This is a genomic window from Olivibacter sp. 47 (genome assembly GCF_030372825.1).
GTDB classification, from domain to species: domain Bacteria; phylum Bacteroidota; class Bacteroidia; order Sphingobacteriales; family Sphingobacteriaceae; genus Olivibacter; species Olivibacter oleidegradans.
Genome location: NZ_JAUCNR010000001.1, coordinates 3,736,667 through 3,759,621 on the forward strand (window position 1 = coordinate 3,736,667; position 22,955 = coordinate 3,759,621).

General features: G+C 41.8%; 21 protein-coding genes and 1 pseudogene. 6 read left to right on the plus strand and 16 right to left on the minus strand.

The genetic code is table 11. The features are described from left to right. The first annotated feature begins 2 nt into the window (after positions 1–2). The 3 genes and pseudogenes from QT327_RS16380 (at position 3) to QT327_RS16390 (ending at position 1,840) form a co-directional block, all read left to right on the plus strand. The gene (locus QT327_RS16380; protein WP_149105773.1) at positions 3–755 is read left to right on the plus strand and encodes a LytR/AlgR family response regulator transcription factor; all 753 of its coding nucleotides are present in this window, start codon (positions 3–5) and stop codon (positions 753–755) included. Between the two features lie 49 nt (positions 756–804). Beyond that, positions 805–1,374: pseudogene (locus QT327_RS16385) on the plus strand (aldo/keto reductase); the annotation flags it as partial. 241 nt (positions 1,375–1,615) lie between these two features. Continuing rightward, positions 1,616–1,840: a nuclear transport factor 2 family protein gene (locus QT327_RS16390; RefSeq protein ID WP_149105775.1), complete on the plus strand. Its 225-nt coding sequence runs from the start codon at positions 1,616–1,618 to the stop codon at positions 1,838–1,840. A gap of 253 nt (positions 1,841–2,093) precedes the next feature. Here the strand turns inward: QT327_RS16390 and QT327_RS16395 are convergent, their stop codons facing one another. Further along, the gene (locus tag QT327_RS16395; RefSeq protein WP_289553393.1) at positions 2,094–2,666 is read right to left on the minus strand and encodes an exodeoxyribonuclease III; all 573 of its coding nucleotides are present in this window, start codon (positions 2,664–2,666) and stop codon (positions 2,094–2,096) included. Between the two features lie 131 nt (positions 2,667–2,797). On the opposite strand from QT327_RS16395, the gene QT327_RS16400 reads away from it, so the two are divergent. Then, entirely contained in the window at positions 2,798–3,379 is a 582-nt protein-coding gene (locus QT327_RS16400; protein ID WP_130855688.1) for a MiaE family protein, read from the plus strand. Between the two features lie 147 nt (positions 3,380–3,526). Further along, on the plus strand, positions 3,527–3,904 hold the full coding sequence (locus QT327_RS16405) for a hypothetical protein (protein ID WP_013667380.1): 378 nt from the start codon (positions 3,527–3,529) through the stop codon (positions 3,902–3,904). A gap of 1,013 nt (positions 3,905–4,917) precedes the next feature. On the opposite strand, the gene QT327_RS16410 is transcribed toward QT327_RS16405, so the two are convergent. From QT327_RS16410 to QT327_RS16425, 4 genes are all read right to left on the minus strand, one after another. Next, positions 4,918–6,318, minus strand: a complete 1,401-nt coding sequence (locus tag QT327_RS16410) for an argonaute/piwi family protein (protein WP_289553395.1) — start codon at positions 6,316–6,318, stop codon at positions 4,918–4,920. A gap of 5 nt (positions 6,319–6,323) precedes the next feature. Then, positions 6,324–8,057: an SIR2 family protein gene (locus QT327_RS16415; protein WP_289553396.1), complete on the minus strand. Its 1,734-nt coding sequence runs from the start codon at positions 8,055–8,057 to the stop codon at positions 6,324–6,326. A gap of 112 nt (positions 8,058–8,169) precedes the next feature. After that, positions 8,170–8,325, minus strand: coding sequence for a hypothetical protein (locus tag QT327_RS16420; RefSeq protein WP_289553398.1), 156 nt, complete (start codon positions 8,323–8,325; stop codon positions 8,170–8,172). Positions 8,326–8,355: 30 nt separating this feature from the next. Next, a complete protein-coding gene (locus QT327_RS16425; protein ID WP_289553399.1) occupies positions 8,356–8,742 on the minus strand; it encodes a hypothetical protein in 387 nt (128 codons plus the stop codon). A 70-nt stretch (positions 8,743–8,812) separates the two neighbouring features. Here QT327_RS16425 and QT327_RS16430 point away from each other — a divergent pair, with 70 nt between their 5' ends. Next, entirely contained in the window at positions 8,813–9,061 is a 249-nt protein-coding gene (locus QT327_RS16430) for a hypothetical protein (RefSeq protein ID WP_289553401.1), read from the plus strand. 344 nt (positions 9,062–9,405) lie between these two features. Here the strand turns inward: QT327_RS16430 and QT327_RS16435 are convergent, their stop codons facing one another. The 11 genes from QT327_RS16435 to QT327_RS16485 form a co-directional block, all read right to left on the minus strand. Next, a complete protein-coding gene (locus QT327_RS16435) occupies positions 9,406–10,041 on the minus strand; it encodes a class I SAM-dependent methyltransferase (protein ID WP_130857289.1) in 636 nt (211 codons plus the stop codon). A 268-nt stretch (positions 10,042–10,309) separates the two neighbouring features. Further along, on the minus strand, positions 10,310–11,758 hold the full coding sequence (locus QT327_RS16440) for a serine hydrolase domain-containing protein (protein ID WP_289553403.1): 1,449 nt from the start codon (positions 11,756–11,758) through the stop codon (positions 10,310–10,312). Positions 11,759–11,807: 49 nt separating this feature from the next. After that, entirely contained in the window at positions 11,808–12,260 is a 453-nt protein-coding gene (locus QT327_RS16445) for a helix-turn-helix domain-containing protein (RefSeq protein WP_289553405.1), read from the minus strand. 110 nt (positions 12,261–12,370) lie between these two features. Beyond that, positions 12,371–12,928 (minus strand): hypothetical protein, encoded by a 558-nt coding sequence (locus QT327_RS16450; protein ID WP_289553406.1) that lies wholly within the window; start codon positions 12,926–12,928, stop codon positions 12,371–12,373. A gap of 723 nt (positions 12,929–13,651) precedes the next feature. Then, on the minus strand, positions 13,652–15,655 hold the full coding sequence (locus QT327_RS16455; RefSeq protein ID WP_289553408.1) for a TonB-dependent receptor plug domain-containing protein: 2,004 nt from the start codon (positions 15,653–15,655) through the stop codon (positions 13,652–13,654). Positions 15,656–15,685: 30 nt separating this feature from the next. Continuing rightward, entirely contained in the window at positions 15,686–16,531 is an 846-nt protein-coding gene (locus QT327_RS16460) for a FixH family protein (RefSeq protein ID WP_289553409.1), read from the minus strand. 244 nt (positions 16,532–16,775) lie between these two features. Further along, complete coding sequence (locus QT327_RS16465) at positions 16,776–17,171, minus strand: hypothetical protein (RefSeq protein WP_289553411.1); 396 nt, start codon at positions 17,169–17,171, stop codon at positions 16,776–16,778. Between the two features lie 996 nt (positions 17,172–18,167). Further along, positions 18,168–19,895 (minus strand): heavy metal translocating P-type ATPase, encoded by a 1,728-nt coding sequence (locus QT327_RS16470; RefSeq protein ID WP_289553413.1) that lies wholly within the window; start codon positions 19,893–19,895, stop codon positions 18,168–18,170. A 46-nt stretch (positions 19,896–19,941) separates the two neighbouring features. Beyond that, on the minus strand, positions 19,942–20,697 hold the full coding sequence (locus QT327_RS16475) for a hypothetical protein (RefSeq protein ID WP_289553414.1): 756 nt from the start codon (positions 20,695–20,697) through the stop codon (positions 19,942–19,944). Positions 20,698–20,757: 60 nt separating this feature from the next. After that, on the minus strand, positions 20,758–21,639 hold the full coding sequence (locus QT327_RS16480; protein WP_289553415.1) for a cation diffusion facilitator family transporter: 882 nt from the start codon (positions 21,637–21,639) through the stop codon (positions 20,758–20,760). A gap of 104 nt (positions 21,640–21,743) precedes the next feature. Continuing rightward, positions 21,744–22,955, minus strand: coding sequence for an efflux RND transporter periplasmic adaptor subunit (locus QT327_RS16485; protein ID WP_289553417.1), 1,212 nt, complete (start codon positions 22,953–22,955; stop codon positions 21,744–21,746).

The window sequence follows — 22,955 nt, forward strand, 5'->3', positions numbered from 1 at the left end:
CTATGAACGTGCTGATTGTTGAAGACGAGCCGTTAGCGGCAACAAATCTTGAAAAGATACTGAATGAAGTGGCTCCCGATATCCGGCAGATAAGTCGGACGGAAGGTGTGGAACAAACCGTGTCCTGGCTCGCCCGGCACGCTCAGGAGGTGGAGCTCATCTTCATGGATATCCACCTGTCTGACGGATCGGCCTTTTCCATATTCCAGGCCGCTGAAATCGATGTGCCAGTGATTTTCACGACCGCATACGACCAATATGCTCTCCAAGCGTTCAAGGTAAACAGCATCGACTACCTGTTGAAACCCATTGATATCAGTCAGCTGGAGCGGGCTCTTCATAAATTCAGGAAGTTCAGCCGGAGTGACGTGAGTCGGTATCTTTCCAAACTGGTGAAGATGGAACCCTACTGGCGGTTCCCGGAAAAAATCCTATTGCCTATACATGATAAACTTATACCCGTTCCGGTTAATGAAATCTCTTGTTTTTACAGCACCAACGACCATACATCCATCCTTACCAAGGATGGAAAAAAGTTGCCCTATAATAAGCGATTGGAAAATATTATGCTATCCCTTGACCCCAATAGCTTTTTTCGGGCAAACAAGCAATTCATTATCGCCAAGCGGGCCATCGAAGGCATTACCATTTGGTTCGATAACAGGCTGCTGGTTTCCCTGGACACCGAAACCCCGGAAAGTCTCTACGTCAGTAAAAACCGTGCTTCTGAGTTCCGGCAATGGGTTGCGAGTTGACATATTTGCCAACGCCTTGATTTACTAACGCCTTGTCAATGAGCAATTAGTTGGAGAGGCTATCGAACCTATCTCTAAAAGACATAATCGTTTGCATAAAATCGGCTTTGAGGAGGGAAAACCGGAAATCTGTCTTGATAGTGGTCCTAAACGGATTAGACAGGTTGTTGAAAATTCGCTTAAAAGTCTAAGGACAGATTACATAGACCCGAACGTACCAATGGAAGATGTAGCGGGAACAGTAAAAGACCTTATTGCTAAGGGAAAGGTAAAACATTTTGGATTGAGCGAACGGGATTTTAATTCAAGTAAAGACGGTTTGGATGCCATTCGCAAAGCACACGCCATACAACCCGTAACAGCTATACAAAGTGAATATTCGGTGATGACCCGTAATCCCGAAAATGGCGTTTTGAGTTTGTGTGAAGAATTGGGGATAGACTTTGTACAGTATAGCCCGTTAAGTCGTGGTCTTATTTCGGAATATATCAATGAGCGGACAAAATACAATCCAATTAATGATAACAGGATTTTATTACCTCGGTATGAGCCCAAAAACATCGTTGCTAATTGGGGCATAATAGATGTTTTTAAAGAATTTGGTCACCACAGGGGTTAACCGTAGCACAGGTTGGTATAGCTAGGTTATTGGCTTAGAAACCATTTGTTGTTCCAGTGGTAGGTACAACCAAATTGGCACACTTACAGGAAAATATGTGGTCGGCAGATTACGAATTTACCACAGAGGAGTTAGCAAAACTCACTGGAAATTTATCCTAGAATATCCAACTGACGTTTCGCGTGGTGTTTTAGAGATTAATTTTATACTTTTAGCGGTATCATCTATAAAACAAACCGCCATGGAGAGCGAAATTTTAAAGTTAGAAGCACAACTTATTACAGCCATCTTAAACAGCAATGTAGAGGTACTGGATCAGTTGCTTCACGATGAGTTGCTATTTGTTAATCACCTGGGAATGGTGCTTTCCAAAAAGGAGGATATGGCCCCTCATATCAGCGGGGATTTAAAAATTACCGAACTGGCTGCCTCAGAACGGCAGTTGCACCTATTCGGAGATATCTGAAAAGTGGTGGTCACTAAGGAGATTAGGGGCGTTTACCTGAACCAGCCATTTGAAAGCCGTGTTAAGTTTACCAGAGTCTGGAAGTTATTTAACGGGGACTGGAAGGTGATTACTGCAAGCAGCGTGCTTTGCTAAGCACATAAACGACTTTACATCGGGTTATATACTTGCCGGAAAATGATGCAATCAGTCGTAGGATAGCTCTAATAAAATGTGCTTTACAGAACCTTCTGCAGCAGAAAATCTAACCGATTCACTTTGCTTTCAAGCGGATCCATACCGGCGCATGGTCACTGCTCTTTTGCCAGCCACGAACATGTCGGTCGATGCCACCCTCGATTAACCGGGGCGCAATCTTGGGGCTCAATAAAATGTGATCCAATCGGAGACCGGCATTTCGGCCGTAGGCGTTCCACAGGTAATCCCAAAAGGTATAGACGGCCTGATCGGGAAATAGCCTACGGACGGAATCCGTCCATCCCTGTTTGAGCAGGGATTTAAATTCTTTTCTTGCCTCCATGCGGTACAGGGCGTTGTTTTCCCATTTTTGGGGTTTATATACGTCCAGCTCTGTAGGGATAATGTTAAAATCACCGATCAGAATGGCGGGAATATCCATTTTTATCAGCTGGGCAGCTCGCTTTTTAAAGCGTTTGATCCAGGCCATCTTATAGTCAAACTTAGGCCCGGGATAGGGATTGCCGTTGGGCAGGTACAAACAGCAGATAAGCGTGTCATCAATGATCGCCTCGAGGTACCGGCTATGGTTATCTTCCACGTTACCGGGAAGCACACGGGTCACCTCTGTGATCTCTTTCTCAACCACTCAACCACTTAACCACTCAACCACTCAACCACTTAACCACTCAACCACTTAACGACTCAACCACTTAACGACTCAATCGTCCCTTCTAAATTAAAAGCTTTTCCCTAAGTTTGCATGGAAAAGACTTTGCTATGCTTGGATTAAAACTACTGACAGACCCCCGTTGGGCGAATATTGCGCAAACAAATTTGGAAGAGATCTTAACAGACCATGCTTGGTGCGAGCAGAAAGCAGCCTCTAACGCCATTTCGTTAATTACCAACAATTCCGAACATGAAGATTTAGTGCACGAATTAACGGCGATTGCTATTGAAGAAATGCAGCATTTCCAAATGGTAATTGATATCATCAAAAAACGAGGTTATACACTCGGCAGAGAGCGGAAGGACGACTATGTAAACCAGCTGATGCGATTCTCTAAAAAAGACGGCAGCCGAAATACCGCTTTTATTGATCGATTACTCTTTGCAGCCATGATTGAGGCTCGCAGTTGCGAGCGTTTTCGCGTGCTATCCCAAAATATAGCGGACGAAGAATTGGCCAAATTTTATTATGACCTCATGGTCTCAGAAGCCAATCATTACACTACTTTTTTAAATTTTGCACGTAAATACACCCTCGATGTAGATGTGGATAAACGCTGGAAAGAATGGTTGGAATTTGAAGGTAAGCTCATTCAATCTTACGGAAAAAGAGAACATATACATGGATGACGGTTCATTATCCCGAATCAGTCACCAAACGATTCCCTAGAAAAACCGAGGCTTTGATAATCGAATACAGCTTCTTGCCATTTAAATTTGCATCAACTGCATTTGGCATGGTGCTTGCCTTATCTAGTGCTAAATATCTATATTACTATGAAAAGCAAAATTAAATTTTTAGGCATGTTGGCCATTGCCATGCTCTTGTTTACTGTGGGGTGTAGTAAAGACGACGATCCGGCAGACAACGATTTCTTTGTAGGGACATACAACGGAACCATCACCTTCAGCAACGGAAGCGAGACCATTGCGGATGACGATGGCCGTGTAACTGTTGTCAAAGTCGATGATTCGTATACCTTCGATTTTGGTAGTAGCATCCCCAATATTAATGGCGTTAAGTTCCAGCAACAGGGGGACAACACTTACGTTAGTATAGGCGACGGACTTACCGGCATCACCATAACCGCGAATACCTTGAAAATGCTGGTATCAAACGATAATGGTACGTGGACAGCCGATTGTACACGTTAGTTACGTGCTATACTTTCTAGATAAAAACCATCTATCAGCGCGATAGATGGTTTTTGTGTTTCTATTTACGGCACTTACTTGCCAATGCAGAAACTTGAAACAGATTGTATCTTGCTATAAATAAAGAGGTTAATCCAAATCAATTTTTTACGAGTAACAAATAAGTAACAAAGATTTCGTAACCATTCGTAAACACAAAGTAAGCCTAAGTAAATGACATAAATCTTTTTATTTTTTTTATTAAATAACATTGAAATGACAATATTAAAATTGATAAACGCTTAGCCCTAGCTTTTTTATAAAATCGCAAACAGTGTATTCTCACTGTTTCCCCGTCTTTGCCCGCGATAGCTAAGCCTTTAATAGTAAAAAAACAGAAAGAATTTTCATATCATCAGAAGTTGGAACTAGAACTATAGCCGTGAAGTCCCGTTTAATTAATCCGCTTACCGGAGAGAGCGGGATTCCAGGAGAACCCCTCATACAAATTTTCAGTTTCTTAGAGTCTCTGAGTCATTAACTTCAGCTTATTCGGCAGGAAAATCTGCGCATTGTCGATCCTTTACGAGGATATGAAATTAATACAAGAATCTAGGAAACTTTTGAAAATAACACTTGTAAAAATTATACGGTTCGTTTTGACAGATTTTGTAAAACTCTTTTGTATAGTAGTTTAAAAGAAAACTGTAAGATTTCTTTGAGCCATAATTGATTATACAGTTCTAGTCTGAATAGCAAGTATCCACTGAGTATAACCGGATAGTAACAGTTTGGGTCACAAAATTTTATTGGTATAAAAAAGGAGAGAACTGTTATGTGATGTCTCCTTATATGGGAGAGTTGCTGGAAGCCAACCTTATTCGAAGATTTTGAAACTGTTCTAAATGCTAACAAATGCTTTTAAGCCTGTTTCATCGCACGAAGCAGGTCTTTTTCTCGACGGTCTACTCTTTGTTACAAAGACTATTATCATAAACCAGTATCATTATTAGAATTGCCTCATCAAAGGAAGTTTAGATGAAATATCTAAATTCATAAGGCTTATTAATTAGCTTATTCATTCTTTTTATTGTTGTTGCTAAAGTATGTGCATATCCTAATGTTACGGGAAGCCTATCATATAGTGCATCATGATTCCAGTTCATCTTAGTAAGGCCTAAAATCGCCTGACAATTACTATCCCACCCTCCATCACCTGCAAATCTTCTTATCAAAATAGGCGCAGGTATATTCTTACCTTCCTTAAAATAATTTTTGCCATTCAATACAGTATTTCCCTGCGTCCAGAGCAATACCTCTTGGGTTCCAATTTGAAAATATGAGCCTCTTGTCAAAGGATAATTATCAGGCCCTTTCTTGTCTCCTTTTTTAACATAATGAATTGCTCTCCAATTTGTCTCTTGAACAATTTGAAGTAATTCGAGATTGATATTTCCTGGTATTGCATCAAATGCACCATCTATCTCGCTTTTTGTAAACTGAGAGGTTTTATGCACGATTAATCTTTCAGGTCTTCTTCCAGCATGTTTTCTTTGATAAAGCTCAAGACTACGCGACATTAACTTTCTCATTTCAGCTCTAGACAAGAAAGGATTTCCCCCGACTCTTGCTTCGATTTCAGTTGCGTCATAAGCAACAAACTCTAAACCTGTTCCATCAGAATCGAATACTTGACTACAACAAGTAGTAAAATCGAATTGATTGGTATTTGGATTAAGCCTTGTCGCGTAGCTCAAACCGATAAAGGCAGAATTTTGATCAATAGAAGAAAGCTTCCATGGGATACCTCCCGCCTTAACATATAATGCGATCGACAGTCGCCACATCACACTGCACCTACATTTATATCTAATTGCACTGCTCTCTCTTAGCACTTGACTTGCAATATTCTGCATAGCCGAGGTCGCCTTGATAAAGTCGTGAAGGTCAAATCCTGCTTCTAAATGTTCAAATCCTGCAGACCAACTGTCGGGGAGATAAATAACTAGAACATCATAGTCTAGTAGTCGTTTTGCCATTTCACGGATAGCAAGCCCTATCGACTCACTAAGTGCTATATAGGGCTCGACACCCACCTTAAATACTTTGTCAGATTCCAGTGCAATTGAAGTGTTCTCTGAGACAAGCTCAACCTTAGTTTTAAAGATGCTTTCTACACCTGTAAATTCCTCCAGATAAACATGCCGCTCTTTTGGAATATGCATAGAATGGAGTTCTCGTACAAGTGTCTGGAGGACCCCATAAGTTCCAGCAGGATATATTGCTGCAATCCTTATTTTCTCAATCGGATTTAGTCTACTGGAATAAGGCTGTAGATTTTTTAAACCCCGTAAAGGGTGCACATCTTGTGCATTTGAAAATGCTTCAAAAGTGAGTTTGGGTTCGGGTATTACGTGAAAAGCCGGAAATTCCATAAATTTTAAGGTGTTTTCGTAAAGGCAGTAGTTCTTGAAAGCCTGAATGAAGCATTTATTCCATTTATCGTTCTTTGATATGCAGTTATTGTTACTTCTTTATCCCCACCAAAAATTAAGCTTAGCCAACTATTTAAAATCAAATCATATTTTTGATTGTACCATCTAGCCGTCATTTCCTTGATAAATGGTGCTGCTAATCTGCTTTCTGTCTTCTCCGAGGTTTTTGAGGCAATTATTGTAGGTGTAAGGATTAGTAACGGAGTTGAAAGATTATATTGTATACTAATTTCCAATGCTACCACCCAAGTCAATCTTGACTTAGGTATGGTTCCGGAAATGTTTGTCAGCGAAACTCTCAATGGATTAAAAAATTGCTCCGTTAGCTTTTTAGGATTAGGAAACAATAAATATCGTTCTCTTCTTTTTGTCATTCTAAACGGTTTCCCCTGAGTCAACGCCTTAAGAAGAGCCATAGTTATCAGATTTTTCATTGACGAATCATCATAAATCAGATCCTTATCAGTTATCTGGAACAAATCTGTGTCATAATCTCCATAGCTACTAAAAGCAGAATTGAAGTCTTTATCTGGACCAAAGCCGACTATACCTGCTTGTTTACGGATCGCAAGAATATCGACCATACTTTTTGCAATAAAATCCTTAATTTCTTTGGTATTACCGGCATCACACTTATATAGCCTTGCTGTAGCAGGATATCCTAAAATAGGGATTGCATTTAATCTCAACAAGGGATACTTCTTGCCTACTATTGGAATCGGATTATTGGTAAGCCGATGATAATTCTTATTTAAGTTTTCCATATCTTCCTTTGGAAGATTATCAAACCCTTTGATGATATCTGCCCAAGCGGTATCAAATGTTTCTATCTCGACAATTTCTGCCTGTTTACCATTTTTCTTAGCCGTCTCTATTAGCTCTGAAACTTCCTTCATAGGTTGCGTACCCACTCTTGTAAACCAGAACAGACCTCCCGAAAGAGCGCTTTGTTTCTTCACGGCTTCTTGTAGAACCTCCATAATAGATTTGTCCCTACCACTATATCCCATTACACATAACCCATTTGTATCTAACGAAATGGACAATATATCTCTTAGTCTTTTATCCTGTGCCTTTAGTTCCTCGATTGTATTCTTTGTTTTGTCTGAGAAATAATCACCGTGAAGTTTGACAATCAGCGGTCGATTACCAGATTGAAAAAACTTCATTCCATTCTCCCCGCTGTCCAAGTCCGCGGCATACCAGCTTTCAAGTTTCTGGAACTGTCCACTAGCAACATTCTCAAAAGCTTTATCGAAATTTGTTGTAAAGATCAAGTTGAGATACTTATGTTTCATCAGTATTCCCATCACTTTGTGTCCATAGGTAAGTTGCATACCAGCCGTTTGTTTTGCTATGTAATCACTTCTGTCCCTGGCAGAAAGAAATGCTCGTTCAAAATAGTAAGAATATTCCTCTGCGCTGTCAAGACTGGGGCAGTTACCTTCCCTGTCAAAATAGCTTTGGATCTGCTCTTTTTTTCCGGGATCTGTCAAATTACTAAAAAGAGACAATGGATAGGCTTGGTCTGCACAATATATCCGTCTCTTGAAATCCCAAGTGAGATCATATGCTGACGGAACACCGGCAGAAACGGAACTGCCAGCCCCAAATAACCAACAAAGATTTTTAGCCCTTAGTGGGTAAAATTTTACGAATTCAGATAAAGGTACTGCCAATTAGATTATCTATAAATTGTTAATAATATTCTCACAAACAAAGTACGGAGAAATATTTAGATGAAAAATTTTTTAAGCAAAAAATAAACACATCCTCAACATACAGGGATTGTCAGTCACTATAATTAAGGGTAGTGAGTACTTTCAACTCTAAAGGCAAACGCCCAATTGAATTGATTTCAAATTCCAACTTATTTTCATTTTCGTTTTTAAGGAGATCGAATTGCGGAAAGATCATATTTTTAGGGACGAGTAAATTCAATTTCATGAATAGAATTTAGATAACTCGTGATGAACGCTAAAATGGTAAATCATCGTCCTCGACTTCTACACTAGGAAGCGATGACGGTGGGAGTGGCAAATTATTAACAATAAACAAGTTTAGAATATCCTCCCTATCTATAAACATTATTTGACTACGTTTAGAACTGTCAAGCATACCACCGAGCCAATTCTTAGCAGCCTTTGTTATTTCTCCTCCAGCTACAATAAAGGCGTGATCCACCAAAACGTTTTTGCCAATCTCAGGATCAAAAATCTCATGGCCAGTCATCATTAAAACTTGGTTAAATATTTCTGCAATATTCGTATTACCAGATTTTGAAGCGCCTGCTGAATCTAACTTGCCTTTTTTAACCTGAATTCCGAAATATAACATATGCTGCGTTGGAAGCATAAACTTCATCCATATATCTTTTCCATATTCCAGAGCTTTATCTTTGTGCCCTGGCTAGTTGAAAAAACTCAAACCATCAATGACGAGCAACACACTTTCGCCCAAGATAAATAAGGATTTAAAGAGGCTTGGAGTCCGGTATGCAGGAGTATACTTGGTTAATAAATTCTTTATCAAGATTTTTACCGAAAAACTTCGTTCGGAAATATTTAGTTATAATTTTGAAGATCATACGTTCTCGGATGAAGATCAGATGAAACTCCAAAAGGAGAATTATCCAACACTATATCATGAATACATCCATTATGTCCACGAGTTAGCACTATGACTGGTATTGGGCATTTTCGCTTTAACATACTTAAGAGATCCATCTCTTCTCAGTTTGTTCAACGTGACAGATATTCCAATTGTTGTTTGCACTTATAAAGACAAAACAACGAATGAGATCCAACAGACTCTGTCTCCTTTGGCAAGTATTTTTTATATGAAGGACTTGCTCACAATTTAGATCAGATAACAAGCGGTCAACATGGATTGACCTTAACTCCAAAATCTAAAATTGCTCCCGACTACCTGATTCTCAACATGGTTGCCAAAAAAGTTTTTCCCAAAGTAGAATTTAGAATTCAACAACCCCTTATCGAAGTGCTTCAGGGTGGCTCAGAGCGGAGATTAGTTTGCTTTAACGATAAATTGGTATGGTAACAGGCCTACTTCCACCGCAAATGTGGTATATCCCGCAGCTTTCAGTTCGAAAATTACATCGTCCAAAGATACCTTTTCGCTGGTCGGTGGTCCAACCGGGAGATCGATCTTGAAGAAATCGATGATGACCAGTGTACCATTTTCCTTTGTACCCCGTTTCACTTTTGCAAAATAATCCGGTCGACTTTTTATGTGGTGATAAGTGTTAGCCATAAAAACCATATCTACCTCATCCTTTTGCAGAGATGGACTGTTGTAAGGGATTTTGCGCAGTTCGATATTTTTCAGATTATTTTTTTCAATGCGTTCCTTTAAGTATGTCTGCAGCTGATCGTCCACATCTGCGGCGATCACGCGGGCACCTTTATCCGCCAATTTCACAGAGAAATAGCCGGTTCCCGCGCCAATGTCCATGACCGTCTTGTCCTTTATATCCCCCAGATATTGTAATACTTTTTCGGGTCGCTGATAGGCATCCCTTTCTGAAGACTCTAGACTTTTTATCCCATACGTTTCATGACCATGCCCTCGTTCTTGTGCCATGAGCGGGCTCATGGCCGCAAAGGTTATTACTATGACCAATACCATGCTTGTCTTTTTCATTGCGCTCACTTTATATTTAAAAAAGACAAAACCTTGCATTTTGTTTGGTAGCTTTTAATATAAACTATCTTTATATTTCAGAAAGCCCTTTAAACCTCATTTTGCGAAAGTGAAAGCCAGAAAGCCTATTACCATACGGCTGTATGAAATATCTTATCTTATTATCGCTACCTTTCCTGACGTATAAATGGTAACGGATAATCCGTACACGAACAAATGCTTTCGGAAGATATATTATTATTCCATAACATTTCCGGGCAGAGAGCCTTTATAGCTTGTCCAAAAAGAAATGGGATTGTCCGGCATTTTCATACATGGAAAGCCCAATAACGCGCCCTTCTCTATCTCTCTTAAAAATAAAAAGCAGATTATCCGGCTTCTCGGTAATCCTGAAATTATCCTTTTCGATCTGGTAAATATAGAACTTCTTTTTATTGCCATTTCTGGTAAAATACAGTCGTTCCTTTTCGGCATCGATTTTCAATGTTTTCTTATCTGCAGTAGCATAGGAACCGCAATATTCCGCCATTTCAGGCACCGATGTAGGCAGAAATGATAAGGTAATAGGCCAGTCATACGCTTTCGCTACACTCCTCAATATTTCCATGGCCAGCCATTCACCCCTGTTTGAATTTGTCAGCACCACTGCCCCCTGTCCGGTTTCGCAGGTAGCCATCACTATTCCCGTAAATCCTGCATTGTTTCCCGCATGCCAAAAACCGGCAACAGAACTGTCGCCCTTTAGATGAACGCCAAGTCCCATGGCGTTGATTTGCGGCCTTAACATCTGCCCTATGACTTGCCTACCGAGCAAATTTGTTTCTCCCACCCTCATTTTTTGTATTCCGATCATCAATCGGGCTAAATCTGTGGCTGTACTCCAAAAACCGGTGGCCGCCTTTTCCGGATAGACTCTATAATCAAATTGTTTGTAAGGTTTTCCGTTATCACGGTGTGCAATAGCGATAGGACGGCCGAGCGACTTATCGGGAGTGCAGTTATAAGTACTATGTATCATCCCTAATGGCTTGAATACCACACTGTCGACAAAGTTTTCAAATGGTAATTTTGTAATATCTTCTATTAATTGTTGAATAATAATGAATCCTCCGCCTGAATAGCGTTCAATAGATCCCGGTACGGCGCCAACGATCAATTTCTTCCTGTTATTGGCAGGATCTATTGCATTTAAGATCGATAATAGACTAGGGATTTTTTCACCGGGAGCGTATCCCAAAAAACCGTAGCCGTCCATCAATCCCGCAGTGTGGGTTAAAAGGTCTCTTAAGGTTACCTTGTGTTGCGCTGTAAAATCGTTTTCGGGTATCTTCCAACTCAGCAGCTTATTATTCACATCTTCATCAAGAGTGAGATATCCCTTATCTACCAGATACAAGGCCGCCAATGTTGTAACAATTTTCCCGATGGAAGCGCATTGAAATAAAGTTGCCGTATCAAGTTTACTACCCGTATCCATTGCGTTTCTTAAACCATAAACTTTCGTCCATGCTAAGGCACCATCATTGATTACAGCCAAACTCAAACCATTGACTTTCCAATCGATCATGCGGCTTTCTATTTTGCTACCGGATAAGGTGTCCTTTATAAGTGTACTTGCAGTAAGTCTTTGCTCGACGAGGTTAATTAAATTAGCGGAATGCTCCTGCGAGTGTGCAGCAAAAGCAACCAGTAAGAGTATGGGAACTAAATAGCGCATCTTTTGTTTTTTTTGGCAAAGATGCAGCTTCTCTGAGCAGCTACAAACCTTACTTATCCTCAAATCTAGATTTGAGGATTGTTGGAAGCCCATTCGCTTGGCGAAAGGAGGATGGTACTTGACCCGTCATCTGTTTAAATACACGTTGAAACGTTGCTAAAGAACTAAATCCGCATTCCAAAGCGATTCCCTTTATCGAATAACGCTGCATATCAGCCTCACATATCTTCCTTTTAAATGCCTCAACTCTATACCTGTTTACAAATTCAGTAAAGCTGGTGTTCATATATTGGTTCAGAACGGATGAAATAAGCTTTTGCGATAATCCGGAATAATTCACTAAATTACTGAGGTTCAATTCCGGATCAAGATAGAGCTCGTCGTGCTCCATAGCATGCCTAAGTTGCTTTATGGCCTCACCTATTTTTTCATCAGCAAAATACGTACGGCACTTTTGAGCCTTTTGCCGCGCAAGGGGTAATTTAATTAAGTTAAATCCCATAAATCCAATCCAGTAAATAAGCGCAGACAAGGGAATATATAATGAGAACCAGCCTACAGATTGGATTAAAGCTGTTTGATATGCCGGTAGAATATAGATTAAGAGGAAAATCAGCATATCCCCTGAAAAATGAGGAAGGGCATTATGGTCCGCCTCAATATTCTTACCATTGCATTCATCTCTTGATTGTTCTTATACACCATTTTCCAGGCCAATCCAACATATGCTGTTAACGAAATCCAGCGTAAAACATCCACGTATGTGTTATAATAGTCGATAAAAACGAATGGCATTTTATGCAAAATCCCCAAGTAAAAACTACCGGCAATCAGGTAAGGTAATAGATCAAACAAAACGGGCACGAAGTGGAGCCAATCTCTTTTTGCTAAACTATACTCGTTCTTTAACAGCGTGCGCACATAAAGAAGGAGCAATGGGCCTATGGCCATGAATAACATCAATGGAAGCATATTTCCTACCGAAGTCCAAAAAGAAGATAGCTGTTGATACCACAAAAAAATATTCAGATTGGCCAATGCAATGACAGAAATTAACGTTCCCAATAATTTTTCAGACAGCGTTGCCCGTCTTCGAGCCACCAGTAATCCACCACAAATAAAACCTTGAAGTGCACCCAGAAGAATCAATGTCAATAGGAAATGTGTCATATTAAAACGATTTTAATCCGATCCAACTATATTTTCAAGAAAAAGATTGATAAAAAGCAAAGGTAAGCAAATCGGATAACACCTTTTATAAGCAATGCTTTATATGAACTTTTGGAAGTCAGTGTCTGATACGACTTGGCCCTGAAAAATATAAAACAAGCTTACTTATTCCCTACAGGGATACTAAAGGAAATACATCTATTTCACTGATTATATTCAGTATTTCGTATCTTTTCTATATTTTCTTTTAACTCAATGTTATTAAACATTAGACATTTGAGTATACAGAAAAAAAATCGACGGTTAAGCTACTTTTCTATTGGAAGAAAAGCGAGAAGAAAGGAGCGATTGCAATCATGGAACGGATAGGTGGCGACGAAAAGTCCACATCGTTCACCGCCGGGTGAGCAGCACACCAAAAGTCGGATACAATTATTTAGCCATCATTTTTACCTTTAGCCTCTCCCTTTCGTTCCCGCAAAAGAATTGTCACTTGAAGTAAAGACCTAAGTGTACCAGACTGATAAGAACCGGCACTTCCGCTAGTAGACCTGCCGCTGCTGCAAATGCCGTCGCCGAGGCCGAAAATATCAGTCCGATTGATGTCTTAATAATGTTGCGTCATATATTTCAATCTAGATTGCACCATAGGTCAACTTGCCAAAAAGTATGGATTCTCACCACTTATAGACGGAAGAAACCTATCTATGTCGAACATCGATCTTAGAAATTCCATACCACGTTACAATAGAAATTTCTTCCCATTCTCGGAATCCGGTTCCAGTCGGAGAAGGTGGTGTAGTTTTTATCTAAAAAATTCTCTACGCCAGCCTTAATTAACATTGATTGCTGTCCAAAAGCAAACCGGTTTGATATGGATAGATTGAGTATAGCGTAAGACGGCAGCGGCCTTTCCCCAAATTCCGGGTTGACCCGGTTCTGTTTTGCCGCTCCGTCCACAGCTAGGTCAACAGAAAAAGTATTTAAGGAATAACCTAAGTCGGAACGATAGGTGACTGGCTGAATCAGGGGTAAATTATTTACTTCCCTTGCTGTTCCCCTCCGATACCCCAGTCTGCCAGACCATGAAAAGTTTTGCAAAAACGCATAGTATAAATCAATCGAAGTATTGAAAATGTGGGCGTATTCCAATTGCTCGTAAACTTTGACACCACTTGCGCCAATAGTCATTACGCTCAACCCACTTCGAGGTCGTCCGATAATATAATCCTTTATAAAAAACCATGACCCGGAGAGTTTTACTGAAAAATCAGGTAAGTTGTAAGACAAGCTGGCATTTCCCGAAACTGATTTTTCATTTTTCATTTCAGGATTCCCGATATAATCAAAGCGGTCAAAGCTATTGAATAGATAAAACCCATAGCCCTCTGAAACACTCGGAGCCCGCTCTCCATAAGCCAATCCTGCCGCTACGTTCCACGCCTTTTTGTTGTATTTAAACAGGACCGATGCACGCTTTAATAAACGGCTTTTACTTCTCTGCATATTTGGATAAAAGATTTTCAGGCTCTCTAAACCAAATTGATTATCCACTACATTGTTATGAACCGCTATTCCTGCGCTGAGATCCGTTGACCAATCGCTGGAAATTCTGTATTCATCTTCCATGAACACATCACCATAGTTAGTTAGAACGCCCGGCCAGGTAAGCATAAACATATCTTTCTCTGCCGGGTCATTTGAAAACATGGTCATCTCCGCCAGAGAACGATTGCGATGACCACTTAAATTGGTTTGCCAACGATGTTTTTCATTCTCCCCTTGCAGCATGGAATAGAAACCCACCGTTTTGCTCCAGCCGGGCATATCCATCCGGATAGGTACATCAGGTCTTTTACTGTCATCCATCCTATGAACGACGTTGTTATAATAAAGCTTTGTTTCCCATAGCTTTATGGTAGGCGAGATATGATGTCGCACATATTCTACAGATCCGATGATGGCTTTAGCAAAATCAACATCCATGGTTAAGGCCGGATAGCCAATATTGACCGCATGGTCGTATATTAACGAAGTTTCCACCTGCTCATGTTCGTTGATCTGATATCCTGCAGTAAGAGAAGTATTGTATTTGGTGAATTGCGAATACGGAACTTCCCTACCTCCACCTGCTTTATAATTTTCCGCCCCCCGGTAAGAAAAATCTATATCCGTAAAAAACTTTGGATGCGCGTATGAAAGAGAACCACCTCCTATCTTTTGCCTGTTATTACTCTCAAAACCGCTGAATATGGTTGCGTCAAACGCCTTTTTCCCAAAGGAGCCTTTCTTTCTCTCCAGGTCTATGCTTCCCGCAATAGTGGCTCCGGTGGATCCGGATTGCCCACTATGTATATTTGCACCTGAAAGATTGGTTATGTCAACATATGACGTAACGGGATCCATTTTGTCGGTACATGCAGCATATATCCGCATACCATCGATTGTGATTACGCTACGTTCCGAGGCCATTCCGTTGATATAAGGCTCCCATGCATACGATCCCCTCCTGATCATATTTACGGTGTTCGCGCTTCCCAAATAATTATCCAGAGACCCTAAGGGCTTAGAAACCTTTGCCGATGGGGTTCTTTGCGAAATAATAACCACCTCCTCCAGCTCATGGTTTGTTGTCAAGGTATCCGCTTGCGAAACGGTATCCCTTTGGGCAAAAATAATCATCGGACACAGCATAAGCGCCATGACTGGTATAACAAATCGAAACATGTTTAAAAATTTCTTTGATTAGTACATCGATTAAAATTCCAGCTCAAAATAGATGCTGCTACCCTCGTTTGTTTCGGTCACAGGTTCACCTTTTATGATATCCTGATCATTATTTTCCAGTTGAAGGTTAATTTTCCAATATCCGGTCATCGTCAGACTAAGTTTTCCCAGATACACACCATCCGCACCTTGTGTCAGATCCATGTTATTGGGCGATGTATGGTTACCCATTCCCGGCATTCTTGGATCTATCTTAATCTTGTAATCTTCTACCGGAATGAAATTCATCATAGATTCCATGCGGTAAAGCACTGCTTTCATATCATTGATGGCCACACGGGGGGCAGTCGGTTCGACCATAGCCATGACATAGTTTTTCCCGTCACTGGCTTGAAAGGTCTCTACTACCCGCCGTGGAGCAGCACCGACCTCGATCTTGCTTTTTGCAGTATAGTCATTGCCGTTGATCGTATAGTTTATGGTCAGTTCCCAATACTCTTCATCGCCGCCGGCCATCTGGAAAACAATATGACCTCCGTAGGTCGATTGAGCATTCTCTTTTTTTGTCACTGCAGAAGCAGGGCAGGAATGTTTCATATTCATCATGTTCATTACCGGTGTCCATGTGGCGGTTGCATTGTTGATCAATGAGCCATCGGCATTCCTTATTTGAAAATAAATGCGATTATAACCTGTGTAAAATTTCCCATCAGCAGTATAAACCTCTATTTGGTGGTTCTCATTGACCAAGGTCATCGCCGGCGATAAACCGTCCAGTTCGTTAGAAGGAGCCACATTCTCGTCTTTGGAGCAGGAAACAAAAAAGCATACCACAGCAAAAAGACAACTGTATTTAAATATTTTGGTAAAATTCATGTTTTAAAATTTTAGAAGTTGATTTAGGAGGCCCGTCATGTGCATCCCTATTAAAGCAGTTAACGTATCCTTCGGAGTACTTAACAATTTGATAAAATAGTGCAGACAGGCAACCGGAAAAATTAAAAATGGACAAAGGACCGATTTACCGGATACCGATGCACCCGACAATCTGCCGATATAAATATCCGGCATTGAACGATAAAATCTCTGTCGATGGATGGAGGGGAACGCTAGCTATTTTCTAACCTAAATAGGTTTCTGGTGGCTTAACCAATTTCGATACATATATAAACGAGTATAATTGGGTATCTGTGACTATCCCGTTTGTCGGCAGGATAAAGAAGCAATGTTCCTTATCTGAAAACGGTGTTGTTCTTAGGGGGTAAAAGCAGATGACTTCCGATTGTAATTGTTTCAGGGCATTGGCTGTATTCTTCTCATTTTCCTCCTGCTGCATCTTGGCCAGTTTACATTTGCCATTACATTTCAGCTGTGGCCTATCTTTATTTTTGCAATACATCGCTATAAAGGAAGCCTTGTCATACTCGTAAATTGTATAGAGAATAGTGTTTTTCATGATTCCCGAAAGGACCATGCACATGATGAAAATTCTCCCTATTTGTGATATCAGCTTCAAATAAGTACAGTTATTTCGATTGTTGCAAAGATACAAAATTGTCTTCATTATACTCCCGTGAAGTTGACATTTAACAAACAAAATATCGGCTTTGATTGATTACCTATCTCTTTGAAATAAAAAATCGCCAGCTTGTTTTGCTAGCGATTGATAAATAACAAAATTTTCTCTATAAGGACCCTATCGGCTTTTCGGACTTACGAAATTAATTCAATTCTTTCTGTCTAACTACCCAAAACTTGATATCGTGGAAGTGAGCAAAAGTTGATTTATTAAATTAGCCTACTTTAGTCAAATCTATCCAAAAATCTATCATATAATATCGTATAAACCGTTAGAACAAAAATCGTTAAAATAAGAATGACCCATGCTGCAATCATTGCTAACTTCTCTATTGTTGTTCTTGGCTTTTTGTCCCTTCGTCTTGGCGCGGCTCGAAGGGCGTTTTGTCTACTTGGTTTCCGCTTTATTCGTTTCTTCTTCTTGGTCATATTACTATTCTGTAACAGCTGTGGTGCTATTAGCATTTAAGTCTTGAATTGTTCAAATCTCTCATTGCAAAGGTTGGAGGAGAAACAATGCTCGTCCTAAACATACGGCGATTCTTGGAATATGAGGGATCATGATAAGCATTAATTACGTATTGAACAAACCTGATTTCAGACCTGCAGCCTAAAACAGATTCTGGGTTAAGTCGTACCTAATCATGAGCTAATTTATAAACGTCTATCCGCCACGAAAACTTGTGCGCGGCCATTTCCAAGCTTAATATAAGGTACTTAGCCCTATCCACGAAAGCCTATATTTCAAACACACTCGATCACCAAAAGCGATAAACTGCTTAATATAGATAAACAGTGAGGTATGCAGTGTAGGTCTCCAATAATAAAGCCATTCCAAGTTTTGAGAACCTTCACGTTCTTCCTGACTATGAATTAGCACTATAAAAAAACAGCACTGGTCCATTTGCAGATTACGCCACAGGACGAGATTATATCACTTTACTTTATAAGCTAATAAGCGTAGCGCATTAAAGACCACAATCAACGTTGACCCCTCGTGGGCCATCACCGCCGGGCCAATGGATGTGACGCCCAGAATAGTCAACGGGATCAATACGGCCACAACGCCCAGGCTTATCCAAAGATTCTGTTTGATGATTCTCTTGGACTTCCTACTTAACCCGATGGCAAAAGGCAACAGGTTGAGTTTATCGCCCATAAGCGCAATATCGGCCGTCTCCAGTGCCACATCCGAACCCGCAGCTCCCATTGCAATCCCAACGGTACTATTGGCCATAGCAGGTGCATCGTTGACGCCATCGCCTACCATGGCAACTTTCTTTTCCTCGTTCCTGAGTTTTTTTATTGCCTCCACTTTATCTTCCGGCAGCAATCCACCCCAGGCATCCGTTAATTTTACCTTTTCGGCTATGGCATCGGCAACTTGCTGATTATCGCCGGTCAACATGATCATCCTTTTAACACCTAATTCCCGAAGTGATTTCAATGTATCTGCCGCTTCGGCACGCGGTGTATCCATGACGGCAATCAGGCCGAGATAGCTATCATCTTTACGTAGGACCATGGTGGTATTTCCTTTGCTTTCCAACGCTCTGACGGCGGAAACCAACTCATCGGACGGCGTCCTATCATCGAGTTTCTCAAAGAGTGGAAGGTTTCCCAGATATATTGTGTTCTGCCCCAGCTTGGCCCTGATACCTTTTCCCAATATCGCTTCCAGATTTTCCGCGGAGGGGATCTGCCGATCCTTCAGACGGGCCTTACCATCCCTAACAATGGCCTTGGCAAGCGGATGGTCACTCAGGGATTCAACCGCTACTGCAATACCGAGCAGCTCCTCTTCGCTGGTTCCTTCCAGCGGTTTGACTTCGGTAAGTTTAGGCTTGCCTTCTGTCAGTGTCCCCGTTTTGTCGAACGCCAGGGCTGTCAACGAGCCCAGGTCCTCCAGTGGTCTGCCTCCTTTAACCAAAACCCCTCCGCGGGCGGCCCTTGCAACACCGCTGAGTACGGCACTCGGTGTAGATATCGCCAGTGCACACGGACTTGCTGCCACCAGAACCGCCATCGCGCGGTAAAAGCTGTCCTTGAATGGCTCGTCTATGACCAAAAAGGCAAAGCACAACAATACAACTAATAGCAGAACTGCCGGAACAAAGAATTTTTCAAAGCGGTCGGTAAACTGTTGTGTTGGAGATTTCTGTGTCTGCGCCTCATTGACCATTTCAATAACACGGGATATGGTGGAATCCTTTGCCGTGCGCACCACTTTAATTTCAAGGGTTCCATTCCCGTTTATGGAGCCTGAAAATGCTTTGTATTTTTGATCTACGGTTTGGAAATCTACCTTCCCGGAAGAATTTTCAAGTGCCGATTTGTCAACGGGAATACTCTCACCGGTGATCGGCGACTGATCCACACTGCTAGTTCCATTTATGATTATACCATCTGCAGCGATGCGGGTATTGGGCCGTGCAACGATTACGTCATCGACCCCCAGCTCCTCGATAGGGACTTCTTCTGTACCATTTTGGTTCTTGCGGAGTGCGGTTTTCGGCGCCAGATCGGCCAATGCCTCGATGGATTTACGGGCCTTTTCCATGGCAAAATGTTCCAGTGCATGCCCCAGACTGAACAGAAACAATAAAAGGGCGCCTTCTTCCCACTGGCCAAGAATACCTGCTCCCAGTGCTGCGACCAACATCAGGAAGTCGATCTCAAACTCACCCTTGGATATTGCCTCATAGGCCTCAATAATAACATAATAGGCCCCGAAGAAATAAGCCCCCCCAAAAAAATCCTTTTGGAATCCATTCTGAAACGCCCTCTATAAAGGTCAGTCCGTAGCCAATCCCCAATAAGGCTCCACAGATCAGACTGAATATCAATTCACTGTTATGGCCGAACCAACCGCCATGTTCATGGCCGGTATCTGCGTCACCGGAGACTTTTATTTGCTTATCCCCTTCGGACTCTACAGTATTTTTTTCATCCCCTTTCCGATTGTCATCGCTCGGATGCTGAAGCTTTTCTTTTTTCTTTTCGAGCGAATGGCCGGATTCCTGCACAAGCCGGACATCCTCATTTTCAAGCTTTTTCAATAGTATGTTTTTATGAACAAGGGTATCGTCGTATTCCAGGCTGATCATTCCGGTGCCCGCTACAGAAACTTGGGTTACCCCTTTGATTTTTCGCAGTGAGTTTTCCAGTCTCTTGGCCTGACGCGGCTCACGGACCTTTGCGTTCTGCAGGAGCATGTGCCCATAGCGATTGTTCAGTTCTGCACCGACCCTTTTTGCTACCTGCACAACCTCTCCGGCATGCATACGGCCGGGATCGTAATGAAAGCACAATTGCGCCGCTTTCTGATCAGCCTTTTTGCTGAGATGCACTTTTTCGATTCCTTTGTAGCCCTCCAGATGGGTAATGAGACGATCTATGCACTTGTCATCTCCGTTTGTGATATCCGGAAAAAGTATATCGATATTAAGTTTTGTCTTTTCCATAATTAATTAAGTATTGTAAGATGTAGTAACAATTCCTCCTGACATTACACCCCGTACCGATCACCAACCGGCGTGTGGTTCGAGTTTGTCCGAATATTCGAGTTGCAACGTGGTATGGGTTATCGTAAAATTACTTTTTATATATTCCGTTATGGTATTCAGCAATTCATCATATTCGCTGTCCCCGGAAACGATGATGTGAACGCTCATGGCGTTTATTCCGGAAGTCAATGACCAGACGTGCAGATCATATACACCCTTAACTTTTTCCAATCCCAATATCCCGGATTTTAACGCTTCCACATTTACATCCTTGGGTGTTGCCTCCAAAAGTACAGAGACCGAATCCTTCAAAAGAATCCAGGTTCTGGGAAGAATGAGCAGACCTATACCGGCCGAAATGAGGGGATCGGCATAGTACCAGCCCGTGGTGAGCATGATTATCCCCGCTACAATGACCCCAATGGATGTCAACATATCGGAAAGTACTTCGAAATAGGCTCCCTTCATGTTCAAGCTGCCCTTCGAGGCCCCGCGCAGGATCAACATACCCAGAATGTTTACCACAAGTCCGATGGCGGCAACAATCAACATTCCTTTGCTCTGGACTTCAGGGGGATCCAAAAAACGCAGGTATGCCTCATACAGCACGTAGACGGAAATTCCTATCAGAACAAGCGCATTGGTCAGCGCTGCCAGAATTTCCACTCGGTAATAGCCATAAGTTTTTTCCGCAGATGGAGGTCTGGACGCCATATTAATGGCAAAGAGCGCCAAGGCAAGTCCTCCCACATCGGTAAGCATGTGTCCCGCATCAGCCAAAAGGGCCAGACTCCCAGTCCATATTCCCCCCACAACCTCTGCAATCAGGTAGGAACATGTAAATGCCAATACCACTTTCAATTTTCGCTTGTGTTTAAAAGCTGTCGATACGGTTTCCATTTTGTCTGCAATGTTGATTATTTACCTATTTTCTTTCTTTAGTTTTACTGATTAACATACGCTATCTAACTGATAGCGTATGCCTTAAACCGAATACCAAGCGGTTACTCCTCTTCTTCACTGTTCTTCATTTTGGAAAGCACATCGTAGGCCCCTGTTTTTACAATCGCGGCCGTATCGATTCCTTCGGGAAGCTTTACCTCAACATATCCCGCCTCCTGTAGACCCGTGGTTACTTCCAGCATCTCGAAGGTATGCATACGGGTAGTTTTCGGTGCTTTTTCGTCCCCAGCGCCACCTTTCTGCTCTGATTTCTCAACGAAAATGTATTTTTTACCCAGATAATCCACCACTCCCGTTTCGGGCAGAGCGGTGACTTTATTGCTGCCTGTTTCTATAAAAGCCCTCAGATACGTATTGGGAATCAGATTTCCCAAATTGTCACTTGCAATACAATGTACCGTTACGGTTTTATCCGGGCCAACTTCTTTGCCGACAAGTACGATTTTCGCCGTCCGCTCTTCTGTCTCATTGTTTAAAATGAAACGGACCTGCTGACCGACCGCCAATTTAGATACATCCTTCTCAAAAACCTTCAGTTCGATATGGAGACTGTTGCTGCTGACAAGTTCCATCATAACATCATTAGGCGCAACAAACTTCCCTACATTAATGTTTACTTTTGTTATGTAACCCGATGCAGGAGCATAAATGTTCATGGTGCTGCGGATGTTACCACTGTTCAATGTATTTGCATCGATATTGATCAGTTTGAGCCTTTGCCGGAGGGCGTTCGTGCGTGCGAGCATAGTCTGGCGCTGCGCCTTTGCCTGTTGCAGGATTTTCTGTGCATTGATATTCTCTTTGGAAAGTTCGAGCTGCCGCTGATACTCCGTTTCTGCCAGTTCCAGTTGACTGCTGCTTTCCAGGTAATCCTGTTGCATGAGTACATAGTCCTGGTTCTCCAGTACAGCAATAACTTTTCCTTTGCCGACCGTACTTCCCTGTAAGACCGACACTGATTTTACAATACCTCCCATCTGGGTGGTAATGCTGTACAGGTTTTCCGGGGGAACATCCACAAAGCCATTCACTTTGAGTGTACCGCTCAGGGACTTCATCTCCGGGCCTCCGGTAGCGATACCGGAAGCCTCATACTGGGCCGAAGTAAGTTCAACCATGTTTGGATTCTCTTCCGATTCCGCCTCTACCGCCTCATTCTCGGATTGGGTATCTTTCTGTCCGCATGAAAAGGTGAGCAAAGACGCCAATGCCAAGAAAAACAACGCCCCCTTTAACTTTATTTTACTGTTCAT